General features: G+C 52.7%; 19 protein-coding genes and 1 pseudogene. 6 read left to right on the top strand and 14 right to left on the bottom strand.

The genetic code is table 11. The features are described 5' to 3' along the window. Positions 1-64 precede the first annotated feature (64 nt). From mnmE to QNN86_RS10970, 5 genes are all read left to right on the top strand, one after another. Positions 65-1,429 (top strand): tRNA uridine-5-carboxymethylaminomethyl(34) synthesis GTPase MnmE, encoded by a 1,365-nt coding sequence (gene mnmE, locus QNN86_RS10950; RefSeq protein WP_414211081.1) that lies wholly within the window; start codon positions 65-67, stop codon positions 1,427-1,429. Positions 1,430-1,609: 180 nt separating this feature from the next. Further along, the gene (locus QNN86_RS10955) at positions 1,610-2,791 is read left to right on the top strand and encodes an MFS transporter (protein WP_414211082.1); all 1,182 of its coding nucleotides are present in this window, start codon (positions 1,610-1,612) and stop codon (positions 2,789-2,791) included. Then, entirely contained in the window at positions 2,760-3,719 is a 960-nt protein-coding gene (gene yidZ / locus QNN86_RS10960) for an HTH-type transcriptional regulator YidZ (RefSeq protein ID WP_117342605.1), read from the top strand. Before QNN86_RS10955 ends, yidZ begins: the two co-directional genes overlap by 32 nt. A 166-nt stretch (positions 3,720-3,885) precedes the next feature. Continuing rightward, on the top strand, positions 3,886-4,635 hold the full coding sequence (locus QNN86_RS10965; protein ID WP_115259880.1) for a 4'-phosphopantetheinyl transferase family protein: 750 nt from the start codon (positions 3,886-3,888) through the stop codon (positions 4,633-4,635). Positions 4,636-4,665: 30 nt separating this feature from the next. After that, positions 4,666-5,232 carry an NADPH-dependent FMN reductase gene (locus tag QNN86_RS10970; protein ID WP_096758989.1) on the top strand — a complete coding sequence of 189 codons (567 nt, stop codon included), beginning with the start codon at positions 4,666-4,668 and terminating at the stop codon, positions 5,230-5,232. Between the two features lie 54 nt (positions 5,233-5,286). Here the strand turns inward: QNN86_RS10970 and adeP are convergent, their stop codons facing one another. Beyond that, positions 5,287-6,624, bottom strand: a complete 1,338-nt coding sequence (adeP, locus tag QNN86_RS10975; protein ID WP_138140552.1) for an adenine permease AdeP — start codon at positions 6,622-6,624, stop codon at positions 5,287-5,289. A 167-nt stretch (positions 6,625-6,791) separates the two neighbouring features. On the opposite strand from adeP, the gene yieH reads away from it, so the two are divergent. Then, complete coding sequence (gene yieH, locus QNN86_RS10980) at positions 6,792-7,457, top strand: 6-phosphogluconate phosphatase (protein WP_096758988.1); 666 nt, start codon at positions 6,792-6,794, stop codon at positions 7,455-7,457. A gap of 120 nt (positions 7,458-7,577) precedes the next feature. Here the strand turns inward: yieH and phoU are convergent, their stop codons facing one another. From phoU to atpG, 13 genes and pseudogenes are all read right to left on the bottom strand, one after another. Beyond that, the gene (phoU, locus tag QNN86_RS10985) at positions 7,578-8,303 is read right to left on the bottom strand and encodes a phosphate signaling complex protein PhoU (RefSeq protein WP_115259878.1); all 726 of its coding nucleotides are present in this window, start codon (positions 8,301-8,303) and stop codon (positions 7,578-7,580) included. 14 nt (positions 8,304-8,317) lie between these two features. Next, positions 8,318-9,091 carry a phosphate ABC transporter ATP-binding protein PstB gene (gene pstB / locus QNN86_RS10990; RefSeq protein ID WP_003023821.1) on the bottom strand — a complete coding sequence of 258 codons (774 nt, stop codon included), beginning with the start codon at positions 9,089-9,091 and terminating at the stop codon, positions 8,318-8,320. Positions 9,092-9,198: 107 nt separating this feature from the next. Then, complete coding sequence (pstA, locus tag QNN86_RS10995) at positions 9,199-10,089, bottom strand: phosphate ABC transporter permease PstA (RefSeq protein ID WP_096758986.1); 891 nt, start codon at positions 10,087-10,089, stop codon at positions 9,199-9,201. After that, complete coding sequence (gene pstC, locus QNN86_RS11000; protein WP_181618219.1) at positions 10,089-11,048, bottom strand: phosphate ABC transporter permease PstC; 960 nt, start codon at positions 11,046-11,048, stop codon at positions 10,089-10,091. Before pstC ends, pstA begins: the two co-directional genes overlap by 1 nt. Positions 11,049-11,240: 192 nt before the next feature. Further along, positions 11,241-12,281 carry a phosphate ABC transporter substrate-binding protein PstS gene (pstS, locus tag QNN86_RS11005; RefSeq protein ID WP_182270684.1) on the bottom strand — a complete coding sequence of 347 codons (1,041 nt, stop codon included), beginning with the start codon at positions 12,279-12,281 and terminating at the stop codon, positions 11,241-11,243. 339 nt (positions 12,282-12,620) lie between these two features. Further along, a pseudogene (locus QNN86_RS11010) lies at positions 12,621-14,374 on the bottom strand (amidohydrolase). Between the two features lie 67 nt (positions 14,375-14,441). Then, the gene (locus QNN86_RS11015; protein WP_414211083.1) at positions 14,442-14,555 is read right to left on the bottom strand and encodes a hypothetical protein; all 114 of its coding nucleotides are present in this window, start codon (positions 14,553-14,555) and stop codon (positions 14,442-14,444) included. 25 nt (positions 14,556-14,580) lie between these two features. Next, entirely contained in the window at positions 14,581-15,327 is a 747-nt protein-coding gene (locus tag QNN86_RS11020) for an AraC family transcriptional regulator (protein ID WP_414211084.1), read from the bottom strand. Positions 15,328-15,432: 105 nt separating this feature from the next. Beyond that, positions 15,433-17,262, bottom strand: a complete 1,830-nt coding sequence (gene glmS, locus QNN86_RS11025) for a glutamine--fructose-6-phosphate transaminase (isomerizing) (RefSeq protein WP_135912819.1) — start codon at positions 17,260-17,262, stop codon at positions 15,433-15,435. Between the two features lie 364 nt (positions 17,263-17,626). Then, on the bottom strand, positions 17,627-18,997 hold the full coding sequence (glmU, locus tag QNN86_RS11030; protein ID WP_414211085.1) for a bifunctional UDP-N-acetylglucosamine diphosphorylase/glucosamine-1-phosphate N-acetyltransferase GlmU: 1,371 nt from the start codon (positions 18,995-18,997) through the stop codon (positions 17,627-17,629). Positions 18,998-19,652: 655 nt separating this feature from the next. Next, a complete protein-coding gene (locus QNN86_RS11035; RefSeq protein ID WP_005121460.1) occupies positions 19,653-20,072 on the bottom strand; it encodes a F0F1 ATP synthase subunit epsilon in 420 nt (139 codons plus the stop codon). Between the two features lie 20 nt (positions 20,073-20,092). Next, positions 20,093-21,475, bottom strand: coding sequence for a F0F1 ATP synthase subunit beta (gene atpD / locus QNN86_RS11040; protein ID WP_096758981.1), 1,383 nt, complete (start codon positions 21,473-21,475; stop codon positions 20,093-20,095). A gap of 26 nt (positions 21,476-21,501) precedes the next feature. Then, positions 21,502-22,365: a F0F1 ATP synthase subunit gamma gene (gene atpG / locus QNN86_RS11045; protein WP_096758980.1), complete on the bottom strand. Its 864-nt coding sequence runs from the start codon at positions 22,363-22,365 to the stop codon at positions 21,502-21,504. Between the last annotated feature and the right edge of the window lie 19 nt (positions 22,366-22,384).

Raw genomic sequence — 22,384 nt, forward strand, 5'->3', positions numbered from 1 at the left:
GAACATAAATTAAAGGGCGGTCGATTGACCGCCCTTTTTATTATTGGTATTTAAGAGACATATCATGAGCCATAACGACACCATCGTCGCTCAGGCCACCCCACCGGGACGTGGTGGTGTGGGTATTCTGCGCATCTCCGGCCTGAAAGCTCGCGAGGTTGCAGAATCCGTACTGGGCAAACTGCCAAAACCACGTTATGCCGACTACCTGCCGTTTAAAGATGCCGATGGTAGCACGCTGGATCAGGGCATTGCCCTGTGGTTCCCCGGTCCAAACTCCTTTACCGGTGAAGACGTTTTAGAGTTGCAGGGCCACGGCGGCCCGGTCATTCTCGACCTGCTGTTAAAACGTATTCTGACTATTCCCGGCCTGCGTATTGCCAGACCCGGTGAGTTCTCGGAGCGCGCGTTCCTGAACGATAAACTCGATTTAGCTCAAGCAGAAGCCATTGCCGACCTGATCGATGCCAGTTCAGAACAAGCCGCACGTTCCGCGCTGAACTCCTTGCAGGGTGCGTTCTCCGCCCGCGTAAATCACCTTGTGGAAGCACTCACTCACCTGCGCATCTACGTGGAAGCGGCGATTGATTTTCCGGATGAGGAAATCGACTTCCTCTCTGACGGTAAAATTGAAGGCCTGCTTAATAACGTCATCGCCGATCTCGATGCCGTACGGGCCGAAGCGCGTCAGGGTAGCCTACTGCGTGAAGGGATGAAGGTGGTGATCGCCGGACGTCCTAACGCCGGGAAATCAAGCCTGCTGAACGCCTTAGCGGGCCGTGAGGCGGCGATTGTCACCGACATTGCTGGCACCACCCGCGACGTACTGCGCGAACATATTCATATTGACGGCATGCCGCTGCATATCATCGACACCGCCGGTCTGCGTGACGCCAGTGACGAAGTTGAACGCATTGGTATTGAACGCGCCTGGCAGGAAATCGAACAGGCCGATCGCGTGCTGTTTATGGTGGATGGCACCACCACCGATGCCGTCGACCCGACCGATATCTGGCCTGACTTTATCGCACGTTTGCCGACGAAGTTACCCATTACCGTGGTACGCAACAAAGCGGATATCACGGGTGAAACGCTGGGTCTCAGCGAAGTAAATGGCCACTCACTGGTTCGCCTCTCCGCGCGTACCGGCGAAGGTGTTGACGTACTGCGTAACCATCTCAAGCAGAGTATGGGCTTCGAAACCAATATGGAAGGGGGTTTCCTGGCGCGTCGCCGTCACCTGCAGGCTCTGGCAGAAGCAGCGGAACATCTTCAGCAGGGTAAAGCGCAGCTATTAGGCGCATGGGCCGGAGAACTGCTGGCGGAAGAGCTGCGCCTTGCCCAGCAGAATCTCAGTGAGATCACCGGGGAGTTTACCTCCGACGATCTGCTGGGACGGATTTTCTCCAGCTTCTGTATCGGTAAGTAACGTTGTGTTGCCCGGTGGCGCGATGCTTGCCGGGCCTACAGGACCCGTAGGCCCGATAAGGCAAAGTCGCCATTCGGACAACAGTGATTTCCTCACAGGAAATCACTGTTGTCCGAATGGCAACTCGTGCTACTGATGCTCTCCCCGTATTCTTAGCGCCACATTCCTCATGAGGTCGCTATGACACGTTTTTTAATCTGCAGTTTTGCTCTGGTTCTGCTTTATCCTGCCGGTATTGATATGTATCTGGTGGGGTTACCGCGTATTGCCGCCGACCTTAACGCCAGCGAAGCACAGCTGCATATCGCATTTTCGGTGTATCTGGCCGGAATGGCCGCGGCGATGCTGTTCGCCGGTAAGATTGCCGACCAGTCGGGTCGTAAACCGGTCGCGATTGTCGGCGCCCTGATCTTTATTTTTGCTTCCGCCCTGTGTTCATTCGCCGAGAGCGGTACGCCGTTCCTGGTGGGCCGTTTTATTCAGGGAATTGGCGCAGGCTGCTGTTATGTAGTGGCCTTTGCGATTTTGCGCGATACGCTCGACGATCGCCGCCGGGCGAAGGTGCTGTCTCTGTTGAACGGTATCACCTGTATCGTGCCGGTTCTGGCCCCGGTAATGGGGCATCTAATTATGCTCAAATACCCGTGGCAGAGCCTGTTCTACACGATGATTGGTATGGGCGTGGCAGTTTGCCTGCTATCGGTGTTTATCCTGCGAGAATCGCGCCCAGCGAGTCTCTCGACGTCAACGACAGTCGATCAACAAGCCGAGTCGCTGATAAACCGCTTTTTCTTAAGCCGTCTGGCGATTACCACCCTCAGCGTGTCGGTGATCCTGACTTTTGTGAATACGTCTCCGGTACTGCTAATGGAAGTGATGGGTTTTGACCGCGGTGAATACGCCACGACCATGGCGATGACCGCAGGGGTCAGTATGGCGGTCTCTTTCTCCACGCCGTTCGCCCTGAGCCTGTTTAAGCCCCGTACCCTGATGCTGGCCTCGCAGGTGCTGTTCCTGAGCGCAGGTGTGGTTCTAACCCTTGCCAGCTCGCATGCAGTTACACTGTTTGGCCTGACGTTAATCTGTGCCGGATTCTCGGTCGGTTTCGGCGTTGCCATGAGCCAGGCGCTGGGACCGTTCTCGCTGCGAGCGGGCGTCGCCAGCTCAACGCTAGGCATCGCCCAGGTTTGTGGCTCATCACTGTGGATTTGGCTGGCGGCTGTCCTCGGACTTGACGCGTTGAATATGCTGATCGGGATTCTGATTGGCTGTAGCATAGTGAGCATCATGCTGATTATCACTGTTGCTCCTAACCGGTCCGCGCCTACTCATGAAGAAATCCCTCAGCAGTCTCGATCTTAATTTACTGCTCTGCCTGCAGCTCCTGATGCAGGAGCGCAGCGTCACCAAAACCGCCAAACGGATGAACGTCACGCCGTCGGCGGTCAGTAAATCGTTGGCGAAGCTGAGATCCTGGTTTGACGATCCGCTGTTTGTAAACACCCCGCTGGGGCTGACGCCGACGCCGTTGATGGTCAGTATGGAACAGAACCTGGCGGAGTGGATGCAGATGGGCAATCAGTTGCTCGATAAGCCGCATCACGAAGCACCGCGCGGGTTGAAGTTTGATCTGGTGGCCGAGACACCGCTGGTGATGATCATGTTCAACGCGCTCTCGCAGCAGATTTATCAACGCTATCCGCAAGCGTCCATCAAAGTGCGCAACTGGGATTACGATTCGCTGGACGCCATTATTCGCGGTGAGGTGGATATCGGGTTTACCGGGCGCGAAAGCCACCCGCGCTCACGCGAGTTGCTGAGCCTGCTGCCGTTATCTATCGACCATGAAGTGCTGTTTTCCGATCTCCCCTGCGTCTGGCTGCGCGAAGATCATCCGGCGTTACGAGAAGAGTGGAACCTGGAGACCTTCCTGCGCTATCCGCATATCAGTATCAGTTGGGAACAAAGCGATACCTGGGCGCTGGACGATGTGCTGCAGGAGATGGGACGCAAACGCACTATCGCCCTGAGTCTGCCGGGGTTTGAGCAGTCGCTGTTTATGGCCGCCCAACCGGATCACGCGTTGATAGCCACCGCCCCAGTCTACTGTCAGCGTTATAATCAACTCCACCAGCTTCCACTGGTGGCACGCCCGCTGCCCTTTGATACCGCACAGCTGGAAAAAATGCGCGTACCGTTCACCCTGCTCTGGCATAAACGTAACAGCCACAATCCAAAGATCGTCTGGCTGAAAGACACGATCAAGACGCTCTATCGTGATATGTCCTGACACTGCGCGCCCAAATTGTTGCTAAATTAACCATGATAGTGTCAGAAATGTAAATGTCGCGTAATGTATCCCGTTTTCGCCTGATTTTTAGGCAGCAAAGCCTGCCTGGACGCCGTGTAAATGTTACTCTGGTAATAATCACGGACCATTAATCACGGAGCGAAAAATGGCGACACATTTTGCCAGAGGGATTCTTACGGAGGGACACCTGATTTCAGTTCGCCTCCCTTCTCCATGTCATATCGAAGCAAACAGCCTCCCAACTCACCGCCGAACACGCTTTCTGGCCTCCAGAAGCCTCCTCGCTGAACTGATGTTTATGCTTTACGGCACCAGCTCGCTGCCCGAAATCGTGCAACACGCCAAAGGCAAACCGGTCTTTCGCGATAAAAATCTGCCCGGATTTTCCATTTCCTACGCCGGAAATATCGTCGGCGTTGCGCTGACGACAGAAGGCAGCTGCGGCCTGGATATGGAACTTCAGCGAGCAATCCGTGGGTTTAACTATCCACATTCGACGGACACCAGGCGCTTTTCCAGCAACGAAAACCTGTGGATCAACAACCAAAGCGATCCGAATGAAGCACGCGCACAGCTCATTACCCTGCGCCAGAGCGTACTCAAACTTACCGGTGATATGAGCAATGACGATCCGCGCGAACTCCAGTTGTTACCCGGCGCCGGACGCCTGAAATGCGCCCATACGGCGCAGATCGAAGCCATTTGCGATGCGGAAGATGTGCTGGTGTGGTCGGTCGCGGTGACGCCAGCCATTGAAAAACTCAAGGTTTGGGAGTTTGATGGTAAGCAGGATTGGAAAAGTTTGCCCGATATCCAGACTCGCGCCAATGCGCCAACGGGCCGCCTGATCCGCTTCTCTCAATTATCCGCAGCGAAGAGCTACACGCTTAACTGATTTAACCTTCATGATGAAACAGGAGTAACCATGTCCGAAACATTGAATGTTGTTACGTTACTGGGGAGCCTGCGCAAAGGCTCATTTAATGGAATGGTTGCCCGTACGCTGCCAAAAATTGCCCCGGCAGGGATGGACGTCAACGCATTACCGTCGATTGGCGATATTCCACTGTACGATGCCGATCTCCAGCAGGAAGAAGGTTTTCCGGCAAGCGTAGAAGCGCTGGCGGAGCAGATCAGAAAAGCGGATGGCGTGGTGATTGTCACACCAGAATATAACTATTCGGTACCAGGCGGACTGAAGAACGCCATCGACTGGCTGTCCCGTCTGCCCGATCAGCCTCTGGCAGGCAAACCGGTGCTGATCCAGACCAGCTCAATGGGCGCGATTGGCGGTGCCCGCTGTCAGTACCATCTGCGCCAGATTCTGGTGTTCCTTGACGCCATGGTCATGAATAAACCGGAGTTTATGGGCGGTGTCATTCAGAATAAAGTGGATACACAAACCGGCGAAGTGATTGATCAAAGCACGCTGGATCACCTGACGGGCCAGTTAGCCGCCTTCGGGGATTATATTCAGCGCGTAAAAGCATAAAAGAAAAAGCCCGCCAGCAGTAATGCCGGGCGGGCTGTAGAGAATACCGATATTTTAGTGTGCGTCGATAAACACAATCTTCAGCACAAACAGCAGCGCCACAACGATCACGCATGGGCTGAGGTCGCGGAAGCGTCCGGTACCGATTTTCATTACACAGTAGGAAATAAAGCCCAGCGCGATACCTTCGGTAATCGAGAAGCTAAACGGCATCATCACGGCGGTAATAAACGCCGGGACCGCTTCGGTCAGGTCATCCCACTTCACGCGTGACAGGCTGGAGGTCATCAGCACACCGACATAAATCAGCGCACCTGCTGCCGCATAGGGCGGCACCATTCCCGCCAGCGGCGACAGGAAAATCACCAGCAGGAACAGGATCCCCACCACGACAGCCGTCAGGCCAGTACGCCCGCCAACTGAAACCCCGGAAGACGACTCGATATACGCAGTCACTGAAGAAGTACCGATAAAGGACCCGGCAACCGAGGAGACGCTATCCACAAACAGCGCCTGCTTCATGCGCGGAAACTTACCTTTTTCATCGGCCAGACCCGCTTTGTCCGTCACACCAATAAGCGTACCGGAGGAGTCGAACAGGTTAACCAGCATGAAAGAGAAGATCACCCCCGCCAGCCCCAGGTTGAACGACCCGGCAAGGTCAACATGGCCCACAACGGTGGTGATGCTCGGTGGTGCAGAAACGATACCGTTATAGTGCACATCGCCCAGCATCCAGCCCAGCAGGGTGGTGACGATAATCGAAACCAGCACCGCCGCATGAATGTTGCGGGACGCCAGAATAGCGATAATGAAGAAGCCCAAGACCCCCAGCAGCACGCTGTGAGAAGTCAGGTTACCAATGGAAACCAGCGTATCCTTGTTCGCCACGATAACGCCGGCATTTTTCAGCCCCATCATGCCGATAAACAGACCGATACCGCTGGTGATCCCCACGCGCAGACTGACCGGAATGTTGGCAATCATCCAGTAACGCACGCGGAAGATAGTCAGCAGCAGCAGACCCACCGCACCCCAGAAGATAGCGCCCATACCTACCTGCCACGGCAGGCCCATTGCCTGTACCACGACGAACGCGAAGAAGGCGTTCAGCCCCATCGCTGGCGCCAGCGCCACCGGCAGGTTAGCGAATACGCCCATCAGGATACTGCCCAACGCCGCAATCAGACAGGTGGTCACGAAGACGGCACTGGTGTCCATTCCGGCTACGCCCAGAATTTGCGGGTTGACGAAAACGATGTAGACCATCGTCAGGAAAGTAGTGAAACCGGCGATCACTTCGGTCCGTGCCGTCGTGCCATGTTCGCGCAGTTTAAACACGCGTTCCAGTATGCCCCGGCCAGAAGCCTGGGTTGTGTGTTGTTGACTCATTATCAATTTCCGAACAAGGAGGGAAAATTCGTCGCTATCCTATACCAAAATGCGACAATAGGGTGGGTTATGAGCGATTTTTTTCCATTGATTTTGCTTATACGGCAACGATTGCGTCGCCCAATAATGCTGTACGTAAACGTTAAACTTGTTAAAACGGAAATGACATGTCCCAGATAGAAGCTGTATTTTTTGACTGTGACGGAACCCTCGTCGACAGTGAAGTCATTTGTTCTCGCGCGTATGTCAGCATGTTCCAGGCGTTTGGCATTACGCTCGATCTTGAAGAGACGTTTAAACGCTTCAAGGGGGTAAAGCTCTACGAGATCATCGACATTATCAACGACGAGCACGGTGTCGAACTGGCAAAAGCCGAACTAGAACCGATTTACCGCGCCGAGGTCGCACGCCTGTTCGATACGGAACTGGAGGTGATTGCGGGTGCCAACGCGCTGCTGGATAGCATGGCAGTGCCGATGTGCGTGGTGTCGAACGGTCCGGTCAGCAAAATGCAGCACTCGTTGGGCAAGCTAGGCATGCTGCATCATTTCCCGGATTTACTGTTCAGCGGCTATGATATCCAACGCTGGAAGCCCGATCCGGCGCTGATGTTCCATGCGGCAAAAGCCATGAACGTCAATCCGCAAAACTGCATTCTGGTGGATGATTCTGCAGCGGGTGCGCAGTCAGGGATTGATGCCGGGATGGAGGTGTTCTACTTCTGCGCCGATTCGCACAACAAACCGATCGATCATCCTAAAGTGACGACCTTTACCGATCTGGCACAATTGCCGGCATTGTGGAAGGCGCGGGGTTGGAATATCGTCGATTAAACAGTAGGCCTGATAAGCAAAGCGCCATCAAGCGGATGGCGCAGAATGCCGGATGCGGCGTAACGCCTTATCCGGCCTACAATAGCGACGCCGGGGATCCCGGCGAACGCAACAAGCCGCTTATTCCTTCGGGTCTTTACCCGCCAGCAGCTTATCCAGCTCATCGCCGCCGACGTGACGGAAATCTTGTCCCTTCACGAAGTAGAAGATGTATTCGCAAATATTCTGGCAACGGTCACCGATACGCTCGATAGAACGGGCGCAGAACAGTGCGGTCAGCACGCTCGGAATGGTGCGCGGGTCTTCCATCATATAGGTCATCAGTTGGCGTACGATGCCCTCATATTCCTGGTCAACTTTCCTGTCTTCACGGTAAATACGCACCGCTTCGTCCAGATCCATCCGCGCAAATGCATCCAGAACATCATGCAGCATTTGCACCGTATGGCGACCCAGTGATTCCAGGCTTACCAGCAACGGCTGATGCTGCAGGGAGAATTTCTCCAGCGCGGTACGGCAAATTTTATCCGCTACATCACCAATACGTTCCAGCTCGGCGATAGTTTTGATGATTGCCATCACCAGGCGCAGGTCGCTCGCCGTCGGCTGACGCTTGGCAATGATGCGCACACAGGCTTCATCAATCGCCACTTCCATCATGTTGACGTTCTTATCACCCTCAATGACGCGCTTCGCCAGCTCGCTGTCCTGGTTGTGCATAGCGGTAATGGCATCAGAAAGCTGCTGCTCCACCATGCCGCCCATGGTCATTACCTGGGTGCGGATGCTTTCCAGTTCTGCGTTGAACTGGCCGGAAATATGTTTATTAAGGTTCAGACTGTCCATAACGCGCTCCTGAATCAACCGTAACGTCCGGTGATATAATCTTCTGTTTGTTTCTTCGCGGGCTTGGTGAACAGATCGTCCGTGTTGCTGAACTCAATCAACTCGCCCAGGTACATAAACGCCGTGTGGTCGGAACAACGCGCAGCCTGCTGCATGTTGTGGGTAACGATAACGACGGTGTAATCCTCTTTCAGCTCGGTGATCAGCTCTTCAATACGCCCGGTAGAGATCGGGTCGAGCGCCGAACACGGCTCATCCAGCAGCAACACTTCAGGGCGAATGGCAATACCACGCGCAATGCACAAACGCTGCTGCTGACCACCGGAGAGAGAGTACCCGCTCTGGTGTAGTTTATCTTTGGTTTCATTCCATAATGCGGCCTTGGTCAAGGCCCACTGCACGCGCTCGTCCATATCTGCACGCGAGAGTTTTTCAAACAGACGGACACCAAACGCGATGTTGTCGTAGATGGACATCGGGAACGGCGTCGGCTTCTGGAACACCATCCCTACTTTGGCACGCAGCAGCGCGATATCCTGGGTATTGGTGAGAATATTGTCGCCATCCAGCAGGATTTCACCTTCCGCACGCTGTTCTGGATACAGTTCAAACATTTTGTTGAAGGTACGCAGAAGCGTTGATTTACCACAGCCTGATGGCCCGATAAACGCCGTGACCTGGTTTTTAGCGATATCCAGGTTGATGTTCTTCAGGGCATGGAATTTGCCGTAGTAGAAGTTCAAATCACGAACCTGAATCTTACCTGGGGCAGTATCAACCATACTCATTTCAATCTATTCCTTATCATGCCTGATGGCGCGCAGCTTATCAGGCCTACAAATATGTTCGACCGTAGGCCGGATAAGGCGTTTACGCCGCCATCCGGCAATTCGTCTTAACCGTGTTTCTTCTTCGCGAAAATAACGCGCGCCAGAATGTTCAGCAGCAGTACGCACAGGGTAATAATCAGCACCCCGGCCCAGGCCAGTTGCTGCCATTCCACAAATGGACTCATCGCAAACTTAAAGATGGTCACCGGCAGGTTGGCTATCGGCTGCATCATGTCGGTGCTCCAGAACTGATTGGAGAGCGATGTAAACAGCAGCGGAGCGGTTTCACCGGCAATACGCGCAATCGCCAGCAAGACACCGGTGATAATGCCGGAGACAGACGCCTTCAGGGTGATCGCTGAAATCATCTTCCACTTCGGCGTACCCAGCGCATAGGCCGCTTCACGCAGGCTATCCGGCACCAGTTTGAGCATGTTTTCGGTGGTACGAATCACGATTGGCACCTGCAGCAGCGCCAGCGCAATCACGCCCGCCCAGCCAGAGAAGTGCTCCATTTTCGCGACGACCACGGTGTAAACGAACAGACCCACAACAATCGACGGCGCAGACAGCAGGATGTCGTTGATAAAGCGAATAATCTCAGCCAGCCAGGACTTACGCCCGTACTCGGCCAGATAGATGCCCGCCATAATACCGAGCGGCGTACCCAACACGGTCGCCCACAGGATCAACAGCCCGCTGCCCGCCAGGGCATTCGCCAGACCGCCACCCGCCGTATTCGGCGGCGGCGTCATTTCAGTGAACAGCGCCAGCGACATACCGTCGATACCGCGAACCACCGTTGAGAACAGGATCCACACCAACCAGAACAGACCGAACGCCATCGTCCCCATTGAGAGCGTCAGTGCGATGCGGTTTTTCAAGCGGCGACGCGCCTGCATCTTACGACGAGACTCCGCCAGCGCGGCGGTGTTTTGCATATCAAGCGTAGCCATTAGCGTGCCCCCTCGTTCTTCGCAAGGCGCATGATCATGAACTTAGACGCTGCCAGCACGATGAAGGTAATCACAAACAGGATCAGCCCCAGTTCCATCAACGCAGCCACATGCAGGCCAGATTCCGCTTCGGCAAATTCATTCGCCAACGCAGAGGTAATACTGTTACCCGGCATAAACAGCGATGCACTGTCGAGCTGGTAGGTGTTACCGATGATAAAGGTCACCGCCATGGTTTCACCCAGCGCGCGGCCAAGACCCAACATCACGCCGCCAATCACCCCATTTTTGGTGAACGGCAGGACGATACGCCAGATGACTTCCCAGGTGGTACAGCCGATGCCGTAGGCTGACTCTTTCATCAGTACCGGCGTTTGTTCGAACACATCGCGCATAACCGCCGCAATGTACGGGATGATCATAATGGCCAGGATCACACCGGCTGCCAGAATACCGATGCCAAAGGCCGGACCCGCAAACAGGGCACCCACAAACGGAATGTTGGAAAGGATGTTACCCACCGGTTCCTGGAAGTAGGTTGCAAACAGCGGGGCAAAAATAAACAGGCCCCACATGCCGTAAACAATACTCGGGATCGCCGCCAGCAGTTCAATTGCAATGCCCAGCGGGCGACGCAGCCAGTTCGGTGCCAACTCAGTCAGAAATAATGCGATGCCGAAGCTCACCGGAACGGCAATCAGCAAGGCGATAAACGAGGTAACCAGCGTACCGTAAATCGGTACCAGCGCACCGTAGATGTCGTTTGGCGCATCCCAGTCTTTGGTCCACAGGAATGAGAAGCCAAATTTCTGGATGCTTGGCCAGGAGGAGATGATCAGAGAGACAATAATGCCACCCAACATCAATAGCACAATCAGCGCAGCCAGTTTTACCAGCACGCTGAATATCATGTCACCCTTTTTACCCGGTGGGTTAAAAGCAGGCTTGGTTGCAGCCATAAATCACTCTTTAAGTTTGGGCCAGGAAACGCGCATTTTATCGTGCTTCCTGGCTAACGTAATGCCATACCCTAAATAATTCGAGTTGCAGCAAGGCGGCAAGCTTGTGAATCCCCAGGAGCATAGATTCACTATGTGACTGGGGTGAACAAACGCAGCCAACACAGTTGCTGCTCGAAGTATGACGGGTATTTAGTACAGCGCTTTACCGCTGCTGTCCTTTACATTGGTCTTCCATGCAGCGCGAATCTGCTCAACCACGCTATCCGGCAGACTGGCGTAATCCAGGTCATTCGCCTGTTTACCGCCATTTTTGTACGCCCAGTCAAAGAACTTCAGCACTTCAACGCCCTGCTCAGGTTTCTTCTGCTCTTTGTGAACCAGGATGAATGTGGTGGACGTAATCGGCCACGCCTCATCACCTTTCTGGTTAGTCAGATCCTGGGCGAAGGTTTTGCTCCAGTCAGCGCCTTTTGCCGCATTTGCAAAGTTTTCTTCGGTCGGGCTTACCGGTTTACCGTCAGCAGAAATCAGTTTGGTATAGGCCAGGTTGTTCTGCTTAGCGTAAGCATATTCAACGTAACCAATGGAGCCTGGCAGACGCTGTACGAACGCGGCGATACCGTCGTTACCTTTACCACCCAGACCGGTTGGCCAGTTAACGGTAGAGCCTGCACCAATTTTAGATTTCCACTCTTCGTTCACTTTTGCCAAGTAGCTGGTGAACACGAAAGAGGTACCGGAACCATCAGCACGACGCACAACGGCGATGTTCTGCGAAGGCAGTTTCAGCCCTGGGTTCAGTTTGGTGATGGCTTCATCATCCCACTTCTTGATTTTGCCGAGGTAGATATCACCTAGGGTCTTACCGTCCAGCACCAGTTCGCCGGATTTCAGGCCAGGGATATTTACAGCCAGCACCACACCGCCGATCACGGTCGGGAACTGGAACAGGCCTTCCTGTGCCAGTTTCTCATCAGACAACGGTGCATCAGATGCGCCGAAATCAACGGTATTGGCCGTAATTTGTTTTACACCACCGGAGGAGCCGATACCCTGGTAGTTGACTTTACTACCGGTCTCTTTCTGATAAGTATCAGCCCATTTGGCATACACCGGCGCAGGAAAAGTTGCACCTGCACCTGTCAGGCTTGCTGCTGCAAATACAGAGAAAGCGCTCATCGATAAGGTCGCGGCGACAACAGTTGCGACAGTGGTACGCATAACTTTCATAATGTCTCCTGCACGGTTTTCGTAAATCATTGTTTAAGTGGCTACGATGAGCAAAATAGGACAAACAGGTGACAGTTAAATGTACGAAATATGACAGTTTTATGACAACGAAAAAAAATGAAATCAACTCTAGAAAAAATAATTTTAAAACAATGAATTAATAGATTTCATGACAATAAGGTTTCACAAAAATTTTCTTTATATGACATCTAAAAGCGTAGCCAATGATGACTATTTTTCATCAAAATGCCGTGACGTATTTTTTCTGGCGGCTTACATTCTGAATGTAAAAAGACCACCGTTCGGTGGCCTTTCTGCATGCGTTAATACCCAATGCGCTTAATGCCCACTGTAGACTTTTTTACCCGCAAACATCGTCCAGAGCACTGTGGCATCCTTCAACTCTTCGATACTCACTTTTTCAAGATTACGATCGAATGCCACCAGATCGGCACTTTTCCCTACGCTAATGGAACCTGTTTCTTTATCGCGGCCAATCACTTTTGCCGCGTTCAGGGTATAAGCCTGTAGCATCGCGGCACGGCTGATTTTTTCACTTTCAGGTGGCAATTCGCCCTCTTCCCCTATCCGCGTAACCGCCGTATAGATCGCCAACAGCGGGTTGGGGCTGGATACCGACCAGTCGCTGGCCCCGGCAATCAGCGCATGATGACGGTACAGACTGCCAGCAGGATAGAGGTGTTGCAGTAACGGAGTGGGCACCTTGCCCTCCAGTAGGGTTGTCGTTGCAGGGTCTTTACCTGCCCACAGCAGCTGCATAGAGGCCGCGACATTCAGTTGCTGAAAACGAGGAAGGCTCTGCGGGCTAACGATTTCCAGATGGGTGATGCTATGCAAAATGCCACTGTTACCATTTTTTTCACGCGCGCAGGCCACCGCACCAGCGACTCCTGCACAGCACGATCGCCGATAGCATGAAAGTGCGTTATCAGCTTTTCAGCATCCGCTTTGGCCACCAGCGAGCAGAACTTTACCTGGTCGAGCGAATCGCTACCGCTATATCCAAGCCGGTTCAGGTATGACTGACTCAACTTCGCCGTCTGGGACGGATATTCAATCACGCCGTCCTGAAAGATTTTAATCCCAGCCAGCTTGATATCGGGTATTCCGGCATATTTATCCCTGATAGCCACTACGTCATCAATGGCTGCTGGAGAAGCGTTAATATTGACCAATGCCAGACCGGTTACGTGGGCGGTGAGTTTTCCGTCCTTCGCCAGAGAACTGTACGCCGGAAGTAGCCCTTCATCGTTGCGTCCCGGGTGAGCATCAAATGACGGTGCCAGCGGGCGCAGGTTGCTCAGCGGCTCCATCCAGGCGGTGATACCATAGCGGTTCATCACCTTTGATCCAGCGATAATCGACAGCGCAATTTTGTCGTTATCGACGGGAGGAATGGCACCGAGCACCCGATCCCATGCGCCTTCGGAGACAAAGCCGTTAAGTTTTCCAGTGGCTGTTAGCCCAACGTTGGTTTTAATACTGCTGCCCGCATCGGCAATACTCTGCGGATCCAAGCTGGCTTTGCGCAGCATTGCTTTATTAACCCAGCCGGTATGGGCATCCGATCCGGCCAGCACCACTGGCGTATTCTGGTATTCTGGCGCATTAAATACGCTATCCAGTAACTGAATGTTGTCCCAGTAATCCAGAGATACATTACTGTAAAACTGAACACCCTTGAGATCGCGCTGAGGGTTATTCTTATTCTTTTCAACGAAACTTTTAATCGCCGCAGCCTTTGTCAGCCCTTCCGGAAACTCAACGGTGAGCGTTTTAAAGCCCCCATCCGCCACATGGGCGTGGCTGTCGATCAATCCCGGCATCAGGTATTTTCCCTGCAAATTAACCCGCCGGGCATCTGATCCCGCCAGCTTCTGCACATCTTTATACTGTCCGACAGCGATAATTTTTTTGCCTTCAATAACAATAGCTTCTGGATAGGGATTATCCGGATCGGCACTATAGATCTCGCCACCAAAAATAAGCGTTTTGTTATTTCCTTCCTGAGCACTTACAGCAGCGGAAGTGAAGGCCAGTGAACATGCCAGAAAAAGCATTGAAACTCTCATAAACGATTAACTCCATTATGTGAAAATAAACGTATTCATTGCTTTATAGAACACTGTTTTTCTGTAGCTAATTCAAAGGGATGCAAATGTCATAGACATAATAATCGCGGGCAATATTGGTTTCGTTATAATAAATTTCATAGCAGGGCTTATCGCTCTTAATAAGTCCTTTGGTTCGCATCCAGGCAAAGGCCAGATCCCAGGTGTTATCTATCTGCTCCCCAAGCTGCGCACTTGCATACCAGATAATTTCCGGCGGCTATTGTCTGCACGGCGATATGTCGACTGACCTGCTCCCCCTCGCTGAGTTCAAAACCAACATCCGTGCGGCAATGCTGTTCTGCCGTCACATCTGGCGGATCCCAGTAAACACATAGCATTCCGGCAGGCTGTAACGGCGTTCTGGCGGGCAACGAGGTCAACAAGTCCTGATGCGTTTGTTGGCAGGTCTCTTTACCGTATGGTCCAAATCGGCGCATAAATGCGACCCTACGCGTGGGGAGCGCAATGACTTTTGCGCCCAAAAAGCCTGCTGTATGCCAGTGTGCTTGGGTAGTATCGCACTGAGAATAGGTGCTTTTTTGCTGAGAGACGTGTCCTGTCTTGCTTTTTATTGCCTCCCGAAGGGAGCGACGAAATTCGCCTGGCGATACGGGAAAATGACGGCGAAATGCCCGGGCAAAGTTTTGCGAACTGGAAAATCCGACCTGTAATGCCAGCCCGGTAATATCGCTATGCGGTGCGTCAATCAGGCTCATAGCGGCCTTTTCCATCCGCAGACGACGGGTAAATTCAGCGACCGTTTCGCCAACCTGTGCTTTGAAGATGCGATGAAAGTGATAGCAGGACACAGCGACCTCGCGCGAGACCTCTTCCAGAGTCGGATTAAGATCCAGATGCTGGCTGATGTAGTCCATTGCCCTGAACACCGACTTACGATAGTCCTGCGTCATCTTCTGCCTCACTTAATATACTGATTTTAGACATAAAAAAACCCGGAGTGCCGTAACAGCACGCCGGATTTTTAGCGCTATCTCCGCGATAAATCGCGTGGCGCGTTACTCTACGGTAACCGACTTCGCCAGGTTGCGCGGCTGATCGACATCGGTGCCTTTAATCAGCGCCACGTGATACGCCAGCAGTTGCAGCGGAACGGTATAGAAGATCGGAGCAATCACCTCTTCCACATGCGGCATCTCAATGATGTGCATGTTTTCGTTGCTGGTAAAGCCCGCATCTTGATCGGCGAAGACGTACAGTTGGCCGCCACGGGCACGAACTTCTTCAATGTTGGATTTCAGTTTTTCCAACAGTTCGTTGTTCGGTGCCACGACGATAACCGGCATATCCGCATCAATCAGCGCCAGCGGGCCGTGTTTCAGCTCGCCAGCTGCGTAGGCTTCCGCGTGAATATAAGAGATCTCTTTCAGCTTCAGCGCGCCTTCCAGCGCAATCGGATACTGATCGCCACGGCCGAGGAACAGCGCATGGTGTTTGTCAGAGAAATCTTCTGCCAGGGCAGCAATGCGCTTGTCCTGAGACAGCATCTGCTCAATACGGTTCGGCAGCGCCTGCAGACCGTGAACGATGTCATGCTCAATAGACGCATCCAGGCCTTTAAGACGTGACAGTTTCGCCACCAGCATCAGCAGTACAGTCAGTTGGGTGGTAAATGCTTTCGTGGAGGCCACGCCGATTTCGGTACCGGCGTTGGTCATCATCGCCAGGTCGGATTCACGCACCAGAGAAGAACCCGGTACGTTACAAATCGCCAGCGAACCCAGATAACCCAGCTCTTTTGATAAGCGCAGACCCGCCAGGGTATCCGCCGTTTCACCAGACTGGGACAGGGTGATCATCAGGCTGTTGCGACGCACCGCTGATTTGCGGTAACGGAATTCAGAGGCGATTTCTACATCACACGGAATACCCGCCAGCGACTCAAACCAGTAGCGAGACACCATACCGGAGTTGTACGACGTACCACAGGCGATGATCTGAATATGCTCCACCTGAGACAGCATCTCGTTGGCATGCGGACCCAGCTCGCTTAAATCCACCTCACCGTGGCTGATGCGCCCGGTCAGCGTATTTTTGATCGCATTCGGCTGTTCGTAGATCTCTTTCTGCATGTAGTGGCGATAGATACCTTTTTCGCCCGCGTCATATTGCAGACTGGATTCAATATCCTGACGTTTAACTTCCACGCCAGACTTGTCGAAAATGGTCACTGAACGACGAGTCACTTCCGCAATATCGCCTTCTTCCAGGAAGATAAAGCGACGGGTTACCGGCAGCAGCGCCAGCTGATCGGAAGCGATAAAGTTCTCACCCATGCCCAAACCAATTACCAGCGGGCTACCAGAACGCGCCGCCAGCAGGATTTCAGGGTTACGGGTATCCATGATCACCGTACCGTATGCACCGCGCAGCTGCGGGATAGTCCGCAGTACGGCCTCACGCAGAGTACCGCCCTGCTCCAGCTCCCAGTGCACCAGGTGAGCAATCACTTCGGTGTCGGTTTCTGACACGAAAGTGTAGCCACGTGTTTTCAGCATTTCACGCAGCGGTTCATGGTTTTCGATGATGCCGTTATGCACCACCACAATGTGATCAGAAACATGCGGATGCGCGTTCGCTTCTGAAGGTTCGCCGTGCGTTGCCCAACGCGTGTGAGCAATACCGGTGCCGCCATGTAACGGATGATCTTCCGCAGCCGCGGTAAGCATCTGTACTTTGCCCAGACGACGCAGACGGGTCATTTTGCCTTCAGCATCGACAACTGCCAGACCGGCAGAGTCATAACCACGATATTCCAGACGACGTAAACCTTCGAGAAGGATTTCAGCAACATCACGCTGCGCGATAGCGCCAACAATTCCACACATATTTTTAGATTCCGAATTTAGGCATTGTGCCTGTCGTTGTCGGTCAACCTGTTTCCCCTTCGTCTTTCACGCCGTAGCTGCGTTGGCTACACTTGCTCACTACGGTCACTTACTTTAGTAAGCTCCCGTAGATTCCCAAGTTTGCCGCCTTGCTACAGCGTGAAATACTTTGGGTAATACCCGTATTCCGGGCGCCCCGAGCCTTGTAGAGAGTGGGGTTATTTTTATGGTACTGCGTGTTGAGCGGAGGATTATATTATCCCCTCATCTCTTGTCTGCCTGATGGCAATCACGTTTATCAGGCCTACTGAACGTCACCGCACGTAGGTCAGATAAGGCAAAGTCGCCATCCAGCAAAAATTAATTACTTCTTCTTCACCGGACGCTTCCAGCCCTGTTTATGGACCTGCGGTACCCGGCTGATAACCAGTTCGTTATCCGCGACATCACGCGTTACGGTGGTCCCGGCGGCAATAGTCGCGCCTTTACCCACGGAGACAGGCGCCACCAGCTGAGTATCAGAACCAACAAACACATCGTCGCCAATAATGGTTTTAAACTTATTGGCACCATCGTAGTTGCAGGTAATAGTCCCTGCGCCGATGTTCACGTTATCGCCAATTTCTGCATCGCCCAGATACGTCAGATGACCGGCTTTGGAGCCTTTACCCAGACGCGCTTTTTTCATTTCGACGAAGTTACCCACGTGTGCGCCTTCCTGCAGCTCAGCACCGGGACGTAAACGTGCAAACGGACCAATAGTACATGCCGCATCGAGGCGTGCATCTTCCACAACGCTGTATGGGCTAAGCTCACAGTCATCACCAATCACGCTGTTCTTGATGACGCAACCTGCGCCAATCTTGACGCGATCGCCGAGGGTCACGTGACCTTCAATGATAACGTTAGTATCAATTTCAACATCGCGCCCGTGAATAAGCGTACCGCGTAGATCAAAACGCGCCGGATCGCGCAGCATCACGCCAGCCAGCAGCAGTTTTTCTGCCTGCTCGGACTGATAAACGCGCTCCAGGCGGGAAAGCTGCAGACGATTATTGACGCCTTCCGTTTCGCTAATACGCGTCGGATGTACTGCGGCAATCTCACGTCCTTCATGATAGGCCATCGCAATGATATCGGTGATGTAGTATTCACCCTGCGCATTGTTGTTGGTGAGTTTTGCCAGCCAGCGCTTCATGTCTGCACCGTTAGCCACCAGAATACCGGTATTGATTTCCTGAATCTGACGCTGCTCGTCGGTGGCATCTTTATGCTCAACGATGCCAGTAACCACGCCGTTTTCACGCGTAATACGCCCGTAGCCGGTTGGGTCATCCAGTTTCACCGTTAACAGGCCGATGCCACCCTGCGGTTTTGCATCGCGCAGACGCTGTAAGGTGTCGGTGGAGATGAGCGGAACATCGCCATAAAGCATCAAAATGTCTTCGTCATCACCAAAGAATGGCGCCGCCTGCTGCATAGCATGACCGGTACCCAACTGCTCTGCTTGCAGAACCCAGTTCAGGTTGTCATCTTTCAGCGTTTGTTTAAGCAGATCGCCACCGTGTCCGTAGACCAGATGTACGCGAGTTGCGCCTAATTCATTAGCAGCATCAATGACATGCTGGACCATCGATTTGCCCGCGAGGGTATGCAGCACTTTAGGAAGATCGGAATACATACGTGTACCTTTGCCTGCGGCAAGGATCACGACGCTCATAGCACTATTCAACATACACGTCCTGACTGTAATTTAAGAACGAATTTATACCGTTTCACATTGAAAATACTACATTTTTTTCATCGTGAAATGGGCCGAAGATAAAACGCTCAATAGGGGAAAATACCTATCGTTTAGCCCACTATTTTCGTCGATATCTACGCCTTTTGTCTTCCCAAAAACAGGAGGCTGCTCTTATTAAAGCCTTAGGTTAATGTTTTTGCTATTTTTTTTCCCCATGAATAAAGAATTCAGTGTCCGGACTCAATTTTATTTATCGAATTCAGGGGGTAATAGAAGGAGTGGATCGAGGCGGGGGATAGTGCGAAAACGACAGGAGAACAGATGGCGCTAGCTTATAAATTACGCAAAGCCTAGCGCCATATTAAAGCAGGTATTACAGGTTGAACGTGCCAAAAGAGACGTTCATGCTGCTGAAAAGGGCGATGATTTTGTTGATCAGTTTCATGTTGGTATCCCGTTTTTATCTGAGTTAATTATGTGACACTCATCACAAAAAAGAGTCTACGCTTCATTTTTTAATCGATCAATATTTATGTGATGAATATCACATAAAATTTAAAATACCTTTTCAGTTTCAAATTAACTAAAACACAGGCATAAAAAAACCAGCCTGAAATCAGACTGGTTTTTGTGTTTCAAGCCGGTGTTACATCGCTTTTTTGGTCAACTCGATAACGCGCAGTTTGGCGATCGCTTTGGCCAGTTCCGCAGATGCCTGAGCGTAATCCACGTCACCATGAGAGCTCTTAATGTGCTCTTCTGCCTTACGTTTCGCTTCCAGGGCTCTCGCTTCATCGAGATCCTGCCCGCGAATCGCGGTATCAGCCAGTACGGTCACGTTGCCAGGCTGCACTTCAAGAATGCCGCCGGACAGATAGATAAACTCTTCATGACCGAACTGTTTAACGATGCGGATCATACCAGGCTTAATGGCGGTGAGCAGCGGTGCGTGTCCCGGGAAAATACCCAGTTCACCTTCACTGCCCGTTACCTGGATTTTTTCGACCAGACCAGAGAACATTTGTTGCTCTGCGCTGACGACGTCCAGGTGGTAAGTCATTGCCATATCACCCTCCGATTAAGGCGTTAAAGTTTTTTCGCTTTTTCCACGGCTTCGTCGATAGAACCAACCATGTAGAACGCTTGCTCTGGCAGGTGGTCGTATTCGCCTTCCATGATGCCTTTAAAGCCACGGATGGTGTCTTTCAGGGAAACGTATTTACCCGGAGAACCGGTAAATACTTCCGCAACGAAGAACGGCTGGGACAGGAAGCGCTGGATTTTACGCGCACGTGCTACCACCAGTTTGTCTTCTTCAGACAGTTCATCCATACCCAGGATGGCGATGATGTCTTTCAGTTCCTGGTAACGCTGCAGCAGGGACTGTACGCCACGCGCGGTGTCGTAGTGTTCCTGACCAACAACTAGCGGATCCAGCTGACGGCTGGTGGAGTCCAGCGGGTCAACGGCCGGGTAGATACCCAGGGATGCGATCTGACGGCTCAGTACCACGGTTGCATCTAAGTGAGCAAAGGTGGTGGCTGGGGATGGGTCAGTCAAGTCATCCGCAGGTACGTATACCGCCTGAACGGAGGTGATAGAACCGGTTTTGGTCGAGGTGATACGTTCCTGAAGAACACCCATCTCTTCCGCCAGAGTCGGCTGATAGCCTACCGCTGATGGCATACGACCCAGCAGTGCGGATACTTCCGTACCGGCCAGGGTGTAACGGTAGATGTTATCAACGAACAGCAGTACGTCACGACCTTCGTCACGGAATTTCTCAGCCATGGTCAGGCCGGTCAGTGCAACGCGCAGACGGTTTCCCGGCGGCTCGTTCATCTGGCCATATACCAGGGATACTTTGTCCAGAACGTTGGAATCGGTCATTTCGTGGTAGAAGTCGTTACCCTCACGAGTACGTTCACCTACACCCGCAAACACAGAATAACCGGAGTGTTCGATCGCGATGTTACGGATCAGCTCCATCATGTTTACGGTTTTACCTACACCCGCACCACCGAACAGACCGACTTTACCGCCCTTCGCGAACGGACACATCAGGTCGATAACTTTAATGCCGGTTTCCAGCAGTTCCTGAGAGCTGGACAGCTCTTCATAGGACGGTGCCGCGCGGTGGATAGCCCAACGCTCTTCTTCACCGATGTCGCCTTTCATGTCGATCGGGTGACCCAATACGTTCATGATACGACCCAGTGTTGCTTTACCTACCGGGACTTCGATCGGGTGCTCGAGGTCTTTTACTTCCAGACCACGACGCAGACCGTCGGAAGAACCCATGGCGATGGTACGTACGATACCGCCGCCGAGCTGCTGCTGAACTTCCAGCACCAGAACTTCATTACCATTCTGAACCTCAAGGGCTTCGTACACACGCGGTACGGCATCCTGAGGGAATTCGACGTCAACTACGGCGCCGATTACCTGGACAATTTTTCCAGTAGCCATCTTGAATCCTCTACGAATTAACCTGGTTATACCGCGGATGCACCACCGACAATCTCGGTGAGTTCCTGAGTAATGCTGGCCTGACGAGCTTTGTTGTATACCAACTGCAGCTCTTTAATCAGGCTGCCGCCATTGTCGGTCGCGGCTTTCATCGCCACCATACGTGCGGCCTGCTCGCTGGCCAGGTTTTCTACCACGCCCTGATAAACCTGAGATTCAACGTAACGACGCAGCAGGGTATCCAGCAGCGGTTTCGGGTCTGGTTCATACAGGTAATCCCAGGCTTTTTGTTTCAACTCTTCATCTTCTGATGCCGGTAATGGCAACATCTGAGTCAGGGTCGGAACCTGTGACATGGTGTTAATAAATTTGTTGCTGACAACGTACAGTCTGTCCAGACGGCCTTCATCGTAGGCCTGCAGCATCACTTTAACCGGACCGATCAGTTCGGACAGGGAAGGGTTATCCCCCATACCGGTTACCTGAGCAACCACGTTACCGCCAACAGAGTTAAAGAAAGACACGCCCTTAGAGCCGATCATTGCGATGTCGCACTGAACGCCTTTATCGGACCATGCTTTCATATCCGCCAACAGTTTTTTGAACAGGTTAATGTTCAAGCCGCCGCACAGACCACGGTCGGTCGACACCACCAGGTAGCCCACGCGTTTAACGTCGCGTTCTTCCAGGTAAGGGTGCTTATATTCCAGATTACCATTCGCAAGGTGACCAATCACTTTGCGCATGGTCTCTGCATAAGGACGGCTGGCCGCCATGCGATCCTGCGATTTACGCATTTTGGAAGCGGCGACCATCTCCATCGCTTTAGTGATCTTCTGCGTGTTCTGGACGCTTGCGATCTTACTACGTATCTCTTTTGCGCCGGCCATGAGCTTCTCCTCAATGCCT

The organism is Citrobacter sp. C348, assembly GCF_047467975.1.
GTDB lineage: Bacteria > Pseudomonadota > Gammaproteobacteria > Enterobacterales > Enterobacteriaceae > Citrobacter > Citrobacter gillenii.